Annotated in this window: 16 protein-coding genes; 10 read left to right on the forward strand and 6 right to left on the reverse strand. The window is 38.2% G+C overall.

The window, feature by feature from the left end; all coding sequences use genetic code 11:
• Window positions 1-72: 72 nt before the first annotated feature.
• On the reverse strand, window positions 73-1380 hold the full coding sequence (locus C9J47_RS12125; RefSeq protein ID WP_107253765.1) for a patatin-like phospholipase family protein: 1308 nt from the start codon (window positions 1378-1380) through the stop codon (window positions 73-75).
• Between the two features lie 126 nt (window positions 1381-1506).
• Window positions 1507-1596: a cytochrome bd-I oxidase subunit CydH gene (gene cydH, locus C9J47_RS12130; protein ID WP_041394124.1), complete on the reverse strand. Its 90-nt coding sequence runs from the start codon at window positions 1594-1596 to the stop codon at window positions 1507-1509.
• 144 nt (window positions 1597-1740) lie between these two features.
• On the opposite strand from cydH, the gene C9J47_RS12135 reads away from it, so the two are divergent.
• The 6 genes from C9J47_RS12135 to C9J47_RS12160 all read left to right on the forward strand — a co-directional run bounded on the left by C9J47_RS12135 (window position 1741) and on the right by C9J47_RS12160 (window position 6149).
• A complete protein-coding gene (locus C9J47_RS12135) occupies window positions 1741-2340 on the forward strand; it encodes a hypothetical protein (protein ID WP_107253766.1) in 600 nt (199 codons plus the stop codon).
• A 390-nt stretch (window positions 2341-2730) separates the two neighbouring features.
• Window positions 2731-4212, forward strand: a complete 1482-nt coding sequence (locus C9J47_RS12140; RefSeq protein ID WP_006232189.1) for a sodium-dependent transporter — start codon at window positions 2731-2733, stop codon at window positions 4210-4212.
• 2 nt (window positions 4213-4214) lie between these two features.
• Complete coding sequence (locus tag C9J47_RS12145) at window positions 4215-4316, forward strand: MetS family NSS transporter small subunit (protein ID WP_107253767.1); 102 nt, start codon at window positions 4215-4217, stop codon at window positions 4314-4316.
• 357 nt (window positions 4317-4673) lie between these two features.
• A complete protein-coding gene (locus C9J47_RS12150; protein ID WP_170107500.1) occupies window positions 4674-5450 on the forward strand; it encodes a hypothetical protein in 777 nt (258 codons plus the stop codon).
• 1 nt (window position 5451) lies between these two features.
• Window positions 5452-5823, forward strand: coding sequence for a hypothetical protein (locus C9J47_RS12155; protein WP_107253768.1), 372 nt, complete (start codon window positions 5452-5454; stop codon window positions 5821-5823).
• A complete protein-coding gene (locus tag C9J47_RS12160; protein WP_107253769.1) occupies window positions 5820-6149 on the forward strand; it encodes a hypothetical protein in 330 nt (109 codons plus the stop codon). Before C9J47_RS12155 ends, C9J47_RS12160 begins: the two co-directional genes overlap by 4 nt.
• Before the next feature lie 142 nt (window positions 6150-6291).
• Here C9J47_RS12160 and C9J47_RS12165 read toward each other — a convergent pair whose 3' ends face one another.
• The 3 genes from C9J47_RS12165 to C9J47_RS12175 form a co-directional block, all read right to left on the reverse strand.
• Window positions 6292-6570 (reverse strand): type II toxin-antitoxin system RelE/ParE family toxin, encoded by a 279-nt coding sequence (locus C9J47_RS12165; RefSeq protein WP_107253770.1) that lies wholly within the window; start codon window positions 6568-6570, stop codon window positions 6292-6294.
• Window positions 6567-6851, reverse strand: a complete 285-nt coding sequence (locus C9J47_RS12170; protein ID WP_107253771.1) for a type II toxin-antitoxin system RelB/DinJ family antitoxin — start codon at window positions 6849-6851, stop codon at window positions 6567-6569. The genes C9J47_RS12165 and C9J47_RS12170 overlap by 4 nt, the downstream gene beginning before the upstream one ends.
• Window positions 6852-6945: 94 nt before the next feature.
• A complete protein-coding gene (locus C9J47_RS12175) occupies window positions 6946-7119 on the reverse strand; it encodes a DUF3653 domain-containing protein (RefSeq protein ID WP_342749865.1) in 174 nt (57 codons plus the stop codon).
• 285 nt (window positions 7120-7404) lie between these two features.
• Between C9J47_RS12175 and C9J47_RS12180 the strand changes: the two genes are divergently transcribed.
• The 3 genes from C9J47_RS12180 (at window position 7405) to panP (ending at window position 11072) form a co-directional block, all read left to right on the forward strand.
• Entirely contained in the window at window positions 7405-7917 is a 513-nt protein-coding gene (locus tag C9J47_RS12180; RefSeq protein ID WP_107253772.1) for a hypothetical protein, read from the forward strand.
• Window positions 7918-8286: 369 nt separating this feature from the next.
• The gene (locus C9J47_RS12185; RefSeq protein WP_107253773.1) at window positions 8287-9267 is read left to right on the forward strand and encodes a DUF2860 domain-containing protein; all 981 of its coding nucleotides are present in this window, start codon (window positions 8287-8289) and stop codon (window positions 9265-9267) included.
• 155 nt (window positions 9268-9422) lie between these two features.
• Entirely contained in the window at window positions 9423-11072 is a 1650-nt protein-coding gene (panP, locus tag C9J47_RS12190; protein ID WP_107253774.1) for a pyridoxal-dependent aspartate 1-decarboxylase PanP, read from the forward strand.
• Window positions 11073-11538: 466 nt separating this feature from the next.
• Here panP and torR read toward each other — a convergent pair whose 3' ends face one another.
• A complete protein-coding gene (torR, locus tag C9J47_RS12195) occupies window positions 11539-12252 on the reverse strand; it encodes a two-component system response regulator TorR (protein WP_107242306.1) in 714 nt (237 codons plus the stop codon).
• Window positions 12253-12452: 200 nt separating this feature from the next.
• On the opposite strand from torR, the gene torC reads away from it, so the two are divergent.
• Complete coding sequence (torC, locus tag C9J47_RS12200) at window positions 12453-13619, forward strand: pentaheme c-type cytochrome TorC (protein WP_107253775.1); 1167 nt, start codon at window positions 12453-12455, stop codon at window positions 13617-13619.
• Window positions 13620-13633: the final 14 nt, after the last annotated feature.

Here is a 13633-nt window from a genome sequence, read left to right on the forward strand (position 1 = left end):
GATTAATTCGAGTAGGGTAAAGTATTACTGTTTTATCCTCTCTAAAATAAAAACACAGCATTCGCTGTGTTTTTATTTATCTCTTTTCAGCGTTGTTTTTTCATTTAAAATATCGGCAAAGTGCTCTAAAAATTGACGCCCTATGACTTTACCTTCTAGATAATCAATTTCTAGATCATCTTCACTACTCAGCAGTGCACGACTTTTTAAGCTGCTTTCAGGTGCAATTTGAATGACTTTTAAGTCTTCTGGAAGATTAACTAAAAACGCATTTAAATCATTATAGGTATAATAGTAACGCCTTAGCATATCCATCACTTCCGCACTTTTACTTTTTCCTGCCATTGATAAAAACCGTTCAATATTATTTGAAGCAAACAGTGACCAATAAGGTGATTTGCTTTCATGAATAAGCTTTTCTTTATCGCTGCTCGTCGTATTTATCTTTTCTCTATCATTGAGTTGGTCAAATTTATTCATCATATCGAATACGCTCATATTACGAGAATGGCTGTCTTCATTACTAACACGCATTTCTTTCCATGATTCAAATCGCAGGGTTAAATCACTATGTATATTTTTAATTTTATCCATTGGTTCATTAAGGCTTAGCTTCTCAATATACTGCGGAAGTGTTGCTTCTATTCTTTCTCGCCAATCATCAAATACGCCTGGTGACTTTTCAGCATTACCGTCTGAACTGGTTTGTATCAGATCTTCATTAACCGGCTCTGTTCTTATCACAACAACTAACTCGGCCCCTTGCCTCCACGCTTCTTTCACTGGCACAGCAGCAGCAACACCACCGTCAACCCATTCAAGATCATTGATATTCACTGGCTGATTATAAAGAACCGGAATGGCACAAGTAGCACGTAATACTTCTCGCCAGTTTTCTTGATACATTGGAAGGTAAATATCTTGAAGGGTATCTTTACGCGTTGCACATGCATAAGCATTACGATGAATTAATGTTTTACGTGCTTGCTGAAAATCAAGAGGAGTATCGCCACCCGGGGAAATAGCTTGTAACGCCCAATCAAGGTTTAATGGCTTTTGTTGGCTAAGGTATTTATAAAGATTAAAAAATTCATCATTCGTCGTGTAATTAACAATGAAGTTGTAACTATAGTTAGGCTGGCGACTAAGAAAAGAAGATACCGTCAAGGCACCAGCAGATGTGCCAATATACAGTTCAAAAGGATCAAAACCAGCCTCCAAAAATGCATCAAACACGCCCGCAGTGAATATTCCTCTTTGACCTCCACCTTGAACAACTAAAGCAATTTTCTTTCGACGCGACTGAGCAATCTGCGTCGAAAATTCGTTAATAGTATGTAAACCAATAGAGCTTAAGCTAAACGACAGATGATTCGACATAATCCCTCTACAAAAAACTCATCAGAACTCATTGTAGTAAGAATATCATTTCATGTTTAACGTAAACGGAACGACAAACACAAAACATTAGCCATTATTAATAAGTTACATATTTATCGCACAATGTTACGCGCCAATTGCAGTTAACCCAAACCCAATTAGAATAGCAAAAACCACACCAGTTGTAATAAGTGCAAATTTTAGATCAGCTTCCATATTTTACATCCTCCCAAACCAAGCAGTTAACATATTATTAACTATAGTTTAGGGTGACTTCAAGATCCTTATCAATTTGTAAGCACGTTTTTAAGATAGCTGTCACAATTAAACCCACAATTCTAAAGGATATAGGAAAAATGTATGAAGCCATCAACGATTAGTACTTCAGTGTTAGGTATCATCGCATTTTTTTCTTCCCAAGTAGCCGCAGAGTACCCTGTACATATCACCCCTTTTGTTGGTTATACGTTCTCTGGTGATGTTACGGATGAAAATGGCATAAATATTCAGCCTGAAAACGACCTTCATTTTGCACTATCTGTTGAAACCGATGTTGACCCAGGAAGAGTTGGCTTATTTATTAGCTACTTACCCACAGAGACACAAGATTTTAAGAATGATACCTCTTTTACATACCTTCATTTTCAAAGCTCTCTGCGTTTCGAATTAATCCCTAAAATTGACACCTACTTTGGAGCCAGCTTAGGGGGAACTTTCGTTGATTCCGACTGGTCTGATAACAGTCTTTTATTCTCTGGTGGCCTTTTTGGTGGCGCTGAATATAAATTGCATAAAAATGCGAAAATTGTTTTTGAAACTCGATGGTTAGCAAGCGTTGTTGATAGCAATACATCTTCAATTTGTACCCTGCCAACGGGTGATGAAACCTGTAAAATTCACGTAGATTCGAAAATATTGAGTCAATTTCAAACAAATCTAGGGCTTAGCTTTACCTTCTAAAAGGCAGGGTTAAAAGTTATGTAATATGGCTGATATTTTGCAAATCAGCCCCTACCTGCTAGTTTTCGCTTATTTTGCAGTCATTTTTACAACTATTAGAAAATAAAATAAAACACTGCAAGGCAGGCAATACCCAGTGATTAACTTCAATTATTAACCCGCAAACCACCCTATTCAACAATCATTAGAGTAAAAAACCAAACGTTAACACCTTCAGAGCAGGTTGTTAACAAAGGCGTACTCTATTGATTTACATATTATCTCTGGTTAGTCTCAACTCATCAGCGTGGCTTATCAAACCAGATGTCACGACTTAGGATTCTGATTTAGAGAATAAATCTCTAAGAATATTTAGTTTCATAGTGATTAGCAGTACATAAGGAGATGTTTATGAAGCGAGAACAATGGGGCTCTCGTCCCGGTTTTATCTTGGCAGCGGTTGGTTCAGCCATTGGCCTAGGTAACATTTGGCGATTCCCATACATGGCTTACGAGAATGGCGGCGGCGCATTTTTTATTCCTTACCTTTTCGCCATGATTTCAGCCGGTATTCCATTTATGATCATGGAATTCACTTTAGGTCATAAACTTCGTGGTGCTGCACCTCGTGCTTTTTCTAAGCTAGGTGTAAAACTTGAGTGGCTTGGTTGGTTCCAAGTATTTATTGCTGCAATCATTGCTGTTTATTATGTCGCAATTATCGGTTGGGCAATTTCATATTTAGGGTACTCGTTCACACAAAGTTGGGGGGCCGATACTAATGCCTTCTTCTTTAGTGAATACCTACAGCTAGGTGAAAACTCACCAAGTAAGCTAGGCAATTTGCAAATGCACATTGTTTTACCAATGGTATTAGCTTGGGGAATTACTTTTGCGGCAATCTTTACCGGTATTAAAGGCGGTATCGAACGTGCAAGTAAAATAATGATGCCTCTTCTATTCCTTATGGTTATAGGCTTAATAACACGTGTTGTTTTCCTACCTGGTGCACTAGACGGTATTAACTACCTATTCGAACCAGACTTTAGCAAGATCACAGACCCTACGGTTTGGTCAGCAGCTTATGGACAGATATTCTTCACATTGAGTGTCGGTTTTGCCATCATGATTGCTTATTCAAGTTATTTGCCAGAGAAGTCTGATATTAATAACAACGCATTCATGACGGTACTGATTAACTGTGGTTTCTCTATTACTTCTGGTGTGCTTATTTTCGCAGTATTGGGTTATATGGCTCAAGACCAAGCGAAACCGCTAACAGAAGTTGTAACGGCAGGTGTAGGTCTAGCGTTTGTTACTATTCCAGCAGCCATTAATCTACTACCAGCACCGTATATACTTGGTCCACTATTCTTCTTAGCGCTTGTTGTTGCAGGTTTGAGTTCACATATCTCAATCATTGAAGCAGTAACGTCAGCTGTTATTGACAAGCTAAACTGGTCACGTAAGAAAGCAGCTTCTGTTGTTTGTGGTGTAGGCTTTGCGGTATCAATGGCATTTGCAACGAATGGCGGTCTGCTTCTACTTGACCTTGTGGATTACTTCATTAATAACGTTGCACTACTTGCAAGCTGTCTAATTGAACTTATCGTTATCGGTTGGTTACTTAAGATTTCAGATATTCGCGATTACGCCAATGATATCTCTGACTTTAGTATCGGTAAATGGTTCGAAATTTGTATTCGCTTCATCAGCCCAATAATGCTTGCGGTAATTCTTGCAACGAATCTTTGGAAAACATTCAACGAAGGTTACGGTGGTTATGAAATGTCTGACCTACTGATGCTAGGTTGGGGTTTGGTTGCTGCAATGTTTGTTGTCGCGGTTATCATCAACGTAACGTCTAAATCACCAACCCAACAGGAGAGTTAATTATGACTACAGGTGCAATTATAATGATGCTGTTTGGTTTTGGTATCACATGGGGGGGCGCAGCATACTGCATCTCCATTGCGATGAAAAAGAATCAAAAGTAATTCAGACATACATAACAGCTAGAAAATAAATAAATGCTAATCAATTCGTTGATTGGCATTTTTATTTTACGTTCTAGACATAAACGAGTTATGGTATTTACTCAAAAACCCGCATTAACTGCCCTTCACACAGCCAAGCTGCTTTTGCTCTTAATCGGCTATTTTACGAACTTATCGTGATTATTGTTACGATTAAATGCTTGATGTAACTATGAGACATACGATCTTAGGTCATTGAATACAACGTTAGCTGCAACAGGTCGATTGTATAGTTTGATATGAGTCGTAAATCAAAACATTAAAATACCTCCAAGGTGAAAGAGTAATTAAAGTGAGCTTTTTATATTGGAGGCTAATATGAGTGCTTACCATTACAATGGAATAAAGCCGTTGTCACAAATGAAATTTACTATGTCGAGTAATCATTGTTTGTATGTAGTAAGCGACAGTGACGTAGTCGAATTGGCTAAAATAAATAAGATTGATTATATTGATGTTTTAAGGACAACAAGTGGTTATGTGGCAGCTTCATTAGATTCAAATATACTACATAAGCTTGTTAAAGATTTAGGATTTACTGGGCGAGCTTATGAAAAAATGGTTAATGGCAAGAAGTATGTCATTTTCAAAGGAAAGCCGGGGCAGCGTAAAATATTTACTGGAACAAGATATTTAAGCACTAATGCAAAAGTTGTCGATATGATCGTAGGGCAAAGAGGAATAAAAACGTCAGCAATACAGGGAGCTCGTCTAACAATTTTTCTTACTGTTCCTTTAATCGTGCTTCAGCATGTCCTAAAAGATAGATTTTTATTGAATGATTTAGTTGCAGACCTGTCGGTTTCTCTTATAAAAATCGGTATATCAAGTATCGTTGGGGCAGTTTTTGCAACAGGAGTAAGTGCAATTACAACAATTGCGGCGGCACCCGTGGCATTAGCCATAGTTGTTGGCTTAGCCGCGAGCTATGCGCTTGATCGATTAGATAAAGAATATAGGATTACAGAAAAGCTTGCTAAGTTACTTGAGGATAAGGCGATGAAACAATCAAAGAAAACTGCTTGGGAGGTCGAGGATAAGTTGAGGTGGCAAATTGCAAATAGCCAAGCTGTAGGTAAAGGAATCTATTATTAAAATGAGGATTTTAATTTTATTAACATCATTATTAGTTTCCACATCATTAAATGCAATGGTGGATATAAACTGCATTATGATTCACGAGTCAAGTCAAACAGAAGTTATTAAAAAAGAAGTATCATTAGAAGCCTCTGACACATTGAACCAATTATATAAGTTTGAAAAAGTTATGGTTGGCATCAAGCCTCATGCCGTTATAAATATAGATGGTAATGAAAGTATATCCTCATTTAAGGTTATTCTAGAATCAAATGATGGATTTACTGCATCAGCTATTGGTGAAGAAGTTTTTAATCATGATAGTTCTGTCAGTGTTTCGTTATCAAATGAACAGTGGTCACTTTTAACTGAATGTTATCAAGTTCAATGATTATTAACGTTGCATTGTCAGTTTGTTTACTTGCATTAAGTTGGTTTGTTTTTAAAATCAGTATGGCTGTTTATAAAGAACCAATAATAAATGAAAATGTTGTGGGTTTTAAAGTTAAGGTTATTTTTCTTCTTATACTTCTTATTACTGTTACATTATTACTTTTCAATATTGGTGTTCTTTTGGATGATGGGCTTGTTAGTGTACAGTACCGTTTTGGCGGTTCTGGCTATGGCCCTTACTCTTTTTCACTTATTGGTTTGTTAATGTCAATTGCAATCTTTTTATCTTGTCTAGTTGTGAAGTTGATTAGATTACCACACTAAATTTATCACTTACTTTTAGCTGCTACAAGGCAATCAAAGGGGGCGCGTTACACTCGGCGGTTTTGGTATGGTGTTCAGTGTGCTTGGTGAGTTAGCCGTAGCGTAACTTATGTTAAACGTTAACTATACAAGAAAGAATAAGCTACTCGGCAGGAAATTTTTGCTTCTGATGCAGTACGCGCATTATACGAATGATTGAGCCTTCAACCCAGTAAGATACAATCATTGATACCTCTGGAATAATGAGTAAACGACCTCGAATACCTTCTCTTTGTACACCCATCAAAGGGGGAACGAGTAAGTTTTCGACTTTATCTTCAATAATCTGGTCAGTTCGTTCAGCGGCTTCGGGATTAAAGTCATAGAGAAATTCAAAAAAATTCTCACGGTCGTTAAGTGACTCTTCTTCCCAAAGTATCATGCTTGACCTCGATTTCGAATCTTAGCTTTGCGTGCATCCATACGTACTTTTGCGTCTTGCTGTTCAATAAATACAGCTTTTCCTGAATCAAACTTTTCAAAAGCAGCATTTACTTGCTCTGTAAGCCAAGCATTATGAGTCATTGTTTTACGCTGCTGTTCGGCTAGTTGCTCTATCAGTTCACGGCAAGCATCACTCAGTGTACTACCTTGGCTTTCTGCCATTAATTGAGCCAAACGTTTAGTTTCTTCATCAACACGAAACTGGATTCTAGTATCCATAAGTAAACCTCTTATTTTGTGTGTACAAATGTCAGCACTAACATTACAAGGTGACAATTATAAGGTGTTAAGAAAAAACTCAAAACGCTTGGTATTATAATTCCTGCAATGACCTAAAGGCATTTGAGCCGGTAGTTGATCTGGTTCCCGTTAATACTTTATTTGAAGTGATACTTAAACCATTTGGGGAAATTAGATTTTCTTTAGCAATTCTCCACCCTGTCCAACTTTCGCTTATTCCTACTTCTCTTCCTGTGTACATTCTCATTAACCGTTTACATTTCGGTGGTATCTCTTGACCTCCATCCCATAGCGTGATGGTTTAAAACATAATGCGCACCGAGGGTGTTAGACCCACTTAGAAGTGTCACATTGCTGAATCATCAGAGTCTATAAAATGTGATGCCCTGCAAGTTTATCCATTATAAAAGCTACAAAAAATAAGTAGATTCAGGATGAATGAATCATTCTGATAAAGAATCGTTTTCTTTATCACAATCATCTCGTTACAATTGGCACATAAAAACAAACATTGATCAATCAAGGATAGGCAATGAAGTTATCTGCTGTAATTCTTTCACTCGTACTTCTTCCAACAACGGCACTGGCATCAACAACTAGCTGTGAAAGCGACAAATACCACCAGTATGTCGATGCATCATTAAGCTGGTATCAGAGTTTGGTTGATTTGAGTATTAAACAAGATGAAAGCCTTCGAGAAGTGGGTGACTGGTTTTTAGCTGGTCGAAAACATCACTTTGAATTGAATCGTGAAGCGGTTGATTGGTACTTAGAAAACGATAAAGCCAAACTTGACCTTACCCAATCGGTTGAATCTTGGTTACAGCTAACTCAGCAAGACGTTAAAAAACTGTCAACACAACAAGACGAACTTGGTCGTTATGCAAAAAAAGCATTTGATGACCGCCAAAGTACGCCTCATAAGAAAAACTATGAGCTACGCAGTGCCTTTGCTGACTTACTGACCCACCCTGTCAATATTGATAAGCCTCTGAATGCTTACAATGAAGAAATGACGAAAATTGCAGCTATCGAGTGTAATTAACACTATTAATAGTTACGTTATATTAGTAGCAACGTTATTTAATTGCTGAAATATAAAAACCCGCGACTTCGTTGTTGCGGGTTTTTTATATCTACTCATATATATCTATGCTACCTCAAGAATCACTTCCGAAAGACGAACTTTAGATAAGGTATATAAGCATTAATTATCATTAACATCGTAATTATTCATCTATGTTTTTGATATTTATTTAAATTTGTCATTTAACATTATATTGACATAGCGTATTCTTGCTTTGCGTATAAGAACAGCACAAAGTAAAATTCAACTTGCATACTCTGTATGCCATATAAAAATATACGTTATATACCTTTTTATTTAACAGCATTGTTTTTCACAGGAGTGGTAATGAAGCCTCTTTCTATGGGTCTGCTTCTCGCAATGACCTCGACATCAGTTTGGGCTAATCCTTTAGCTCAGTGGGAACAAGGATTCAGCGGCGATATTTCATTGCTTACGGGTTTTAGCAACACTAAATCACAATTCAATACCGATATAGAATCAACACCCTCTCTAGAAAGTTCTGGTGAATCTGATACTAAAGCACTTATCGCCCCGCTAGGTGCTATTCAATATACTTTCGCTTCAGATAAACAAATTTTCATCGGTACTAGCCGATCTGATTTGGCGTTAGGCCGTTTCCACATTGAGGCAGGTTACCGTCAAAGATTTGAAGGTAATGGCATGGTGAGCTTAAGCTATGTACCTGGCATTATTGGGACTAAAACATGGGAAGACCCCTTTTTAGTGAATGAAAACCGAACTGAAACAGATACAAAAATTAAAGGGTTCCGTTTTCAATACAAAAATATACTGGGTTCTAACTTCTCAATGGAAACATCTGTTGGGCAGCAAGAAATTGATACTGAAAAAAGTGGTCAAAAACAAAACTTATCAGAAACAGAAATAGCCTCATTAGATCGTGAAGGCAATATCATTTATTTAGAGGGGGCTTACCGCCAGCCGATTGCATCTGGGCGCTTATTACGTGGTGCGTTAAACTATACCCGACTTGATGCTGATGGCGACGCGATGTCATATGATACCTATGGTGCACAACTTAGTATTATACAGATGTTACCTAGCTCTAGCCTCGTGCTAACGTTTGGCTATAAAAATGCACAATACGAAGCAGAGAACCCTGTATTTGATGAAAAGCAAAAAGATGATCTGTGGAGTGTCTTTTTAGCGTATGAATACAATGAGCCTTTTGGTTGGACAGATTGGGGACTAGTATCATTGATTGGTTATAATACAACAGACTCCAATATCAATTTCTATAACGAAGACACCCTAATGGCCACTGTGGGTATCAACTATAAATTTTAATATCAAAATAGTTAATTGGTGTAACTATATCGATGATCTTGAAGGTTTTTATGTGAACAGTTAGTAGCAAACATAGAAATATTTCGAGACATCGATACCAATTTCTATTAAATTAGCATCAATTTGCCGAAGTTAATCAAAAGTAACAAGTCATTATGGCAGTGGATAATAGAAAAGCCGATGCGACTTTAGAGTCATTACATCGCATTTTTACGGTGCCGGAAGCACCTGAATCAACCCTAGGGCTGATCGAGCAAAAAATCTCACAAAACCTAAATGAATTTTTGGGTACGCATATTGCTGCGCGCGAAAAGCCGCTTATAGAGATTGAAAAGGATTTCTCGTCTGCTGACATTCCAGAAAATCCTAGTTTTGTATCCGATCACACTCAATTTTTGCTGACTAAGCTTGTTGCTCAGTCGGTTCATACGTCTGCGCCAAGCTTTATTGGTCACATGACGTCTGCCCTACCGTATTTTTTGATGCCGTTATCAAAAATTATGATCGGTCTAAACCAGAATTTGGTAAAGATTGAAACCTCAAAAGCATTCACTCCCCTAGAACGCCAAGTTTTAGGCATGATGCACAACTTAATCTTCAATGAAGAGACAAGTTTCTATCAGCAGTGGATGCACAGTGCAAACCATTCATTGGGGGCTTTTTGTTCTGGCGGCACAATTGCCAATATTACCGCACTTTGGGTAGCACGTAACAATGTGTTAAAGCCAGATGGTGAGTTTAAAGGTGTGGCAAATGAAGGTCTATTCCGTGCAATGAAGCATTACGGATATGATGACCTTGCAATACTTGTCTCTGAACGTGGTCACTATTCACTAAAAAAAGCAGCTGATGTCTTAGGTATTGGCCGTGATTGTCTTATTCCAATAAAAACGGATGACAATAACCGAATCCGAGTTGATGATCTAACTGCTACGCTCCAATCTCTAAAAGAAAAGAATATTAAGCCATTCGCCATTATTGGTGTGGCTGGCACAACTGAAACAGGAAATATTGATCCGCTAGACGAGTTAGCCGATATTGCACAAGCGCACGATTGTCATTTCCATGTCGATGCAGCTTGGGGCGGCGCGACCTTAATGTCGAATAAATACCGTTCTTTATTAAAAGGGATCGAACGAGCAGATTCGATTACTATTGATGCGCACAAACAGCTGTACGTACCAATGGGAGCTGGGATGGTTATCTTCAAAAACCCAGCTTTGATGACATCTATTGAACATCACGCTGAGTATATTCTACGTAAAGGATCTAAAGATTTGGGTAGCCATACTTTAGAAGGTTCACGTAGCGGTATGGCAATGCTATTGTTTGCAAGTTTGAATATTATTAGCCGACAAGGCTATGAAATGTTGATCAACAACAGTATTGATAAAGCAAAACATTTCGCAAATATGATTAAGCAAGATCCCGATTTCGAGCTAATTACCGAGCCGGAATTATGCTTGCTCACCTATCGATATGTTCCCGCAGAAACGCAGCAAGCCCTAACGATTGCGAATGCCGAAGATAAACATCTATTACATGATGCACTTAATGACCTTACGAAATTTATTCAAAAGCGTCAGCGTGAATCGGGTAAATCTTTTGTATCACGTACGCGTTTAACACCTGAAAAGTGGAACCACAAAATTACAACCGTTTTCAGGGTTGTACTGGCGAATCCACTAACGACGGATGATATTTTACAAGATGTTCTAATCGAGCAAAAAGAACTCGCGAAAGAAAGTGTGCATAGTTTGCCGCGTTTGTTAACTTTAACTAAACGTATTTTGGCAAATAACTAGCTATAAATTATACTCTGCGGCCTCAAATATAAACCTCAAACAGTCTGAAAATTTCAGGCTGTTTTGGATATTACACTCTCGATTCTAATCAAATTCCCCCATCAACGGTCTGCATTATTTATCGATATATAATGCTATATTTCAATAATGTCATAACCGTAACATTTCGAATTATTTAGCTGTTATCATTTCGATATGCATGTTAATGGAACGACGCCTCATGTAACGAGGCCGTAAAATTCATCGCATGAAAATCAAAAATACAGCGCAATTATTTGGTCTTGTTATTAATGCTCTAAAAACATACAGTTAGCATTTATTCCCAAATTCAACAAAAGTTGATTAAAATCAACAAAAGTGCAGTTAAATCGCCATGAAAAAGCCGACACATAGAATGCGTCGGCTTAAATAAAGGCTCATTTAAATGACTTTTTAGCCAGCCATTTTAACGTTCATTTTCGTGAATTTAATCGCCAGCAAACATGTAACCTTCACCATGAACGGTAACAAAAATTTGTGGGTTTTTCGGGTCAACTTCCATTTTCGAACGCATTCTTCGAATCAGAACATCGATAGTTCTATCATTAGGAGCCTCTACACGATGGCTCAACATATTCAGAATTCTTTCACGACTTAATACAACATTTTGGTGCGAAGAAAACGCCACTAAAAGCTCATATTCAGCTTTAGTTAACTTCACTGGCTGACCGTTATGAGTCAATGCTCGTCTGTTAATATCAAATTGCCAATCACTGAAACGAATGATGTTATCTTCATGTATTTCAACTAACGTTTCACTGCGCGCTTTTTCGACTAAGCCCATGCGCCATAATAAGTTTTTCACTCTTACAAGCAGTTCTCTTAGCTCGAACGGTTTCGTCACATAATCGTCGGCACCCATCTCTAAACCCACGATACGATCGATGCTATCGGTACGACCAGTGACAAGAATAATACCCACCTCTGAGCGGCTTCTTAGTTCACGTGTAAGCAGTAAACCATTCTCACCAGGCAAGTTAATATCGAGCATAATGAGATCGATATTTTCGACCATCATAATCTCTCGCATCTGCTCGCCATTCTCTGCTTGGCTTACTTGGTAACCCTCATTCTCAAAATACCCAACAAGTTTGGTTCGGGTAACAATTTCATCTTCTACAACAAGTACGTGATGACTCATTTTTATCTCTTTTATTGTGTTTTTATCGCCTGATAAAACGTTAGCACATCCCATTACCATTCACAATTTTTCATAAACCGATGCTTACTGTTAATTCTTGCCGTTAACCTTATTCACATCGTGGACTTATTATCACCCCATAAAAATTTAACTACCTCCGTACTACGGAGGCAATTCTTTATTCATGGAATATTCCACATATGAAAAAACTTTGGCAAAAGTTGATAAAACCAAGCAGCAAGTATTCGATTCTTGCGTTGGTATTAGTCGGTATCGGTATCACGCTAGCGGGTACATTCACTGTACACAAAGGTTTTGAGTTTGCTTCAACCACAGAATTCTGTACCTCTTGCCATACCATGCAAGGTAACTACGAAGAGTATAAACAAACTGTTCACTTTAAAAATGCTTCAGGTGTACGTGCTGAATGTGTTGATTGCCACCAACCAAAAGACTTGCCAGGTAAACTATTCCGTAAGATGGAAGGTGCAAAAGATCTTTACCACCACTTCATTTCTAAGAAAGTGGATACACCTGAAAAATTCGAAGACAACCGCTTAGAGATGGCACAAGCTGTTTGGGCTCGAATGAAAGGTCAAAACTCAAAAACATGTAAGAGCTGTCACGCTTACGAGTCGATGGATCACTCAAAACAATCTGCTAAAGCTGCGTTTGAAATGAACAAAGCAGCCGCTGAAGATATGAACTGTATTGAGTGTCACAAAGGTATTGCCCACGAGTTACCTAACATGGCAGGTGGCTTCCAGAAAGATTTCGAAGAACTGCAAACAACAGCTAAATCTCAAGGTGCTGCTGCAGAAAAACTTTACTCTTTGGGTGAAAAAGATCTCTTTGCTACCAACAATGCTGACGCTAAGCCAGAAGGTAAGTTATTACCGGCTTCTGAAGTCATCGTTCTTGAACGTAAAGACGACATGCTGAAAGTACAGATTGATGGCTGGTTAGAAAAATCAGGCAAAGGTCGTGTACTAACTGAATACATGGGTAAACGTGTCTTTAAAGCAACTATTCGTGGCGACGTAAAAGCGGGTGAAAAGTTACTTGAAGAGCAAACTGACGTTTCAACCGATATTGTTTGGCAACACGTTTCTGTTGAAGCATGGATCAACTCTGATGACATGATCGATAGCATTCAACCTATCTGGAATTACGCAGAAGACATGTATGGCTCAACGTGCAACGCTTGCCATGCTGCTCCGGACCCTGCCCATTTTACTGCAAATGGCTGGATCTCAGGCCTTAATGCTATGAGTGCTTATTACCGTCTAACTAAAACAGAAGAGCGTACTTTACTGAAGTACCTTCAAAATCACGGTAAAGATACAGGCGGCGCTGGCGCCCACTAATTCCTAAGAGGCGG

The organism is Photobacterium indicum, from assembly GCF_003026215.1.
Classification (GTDB): domain Bacteria; phylum Pseudomonadota; class Gammaproteobacteria; order Enterobacterales; family Vibrionaceae; genus Photobacterium; species Photobacterium indicum.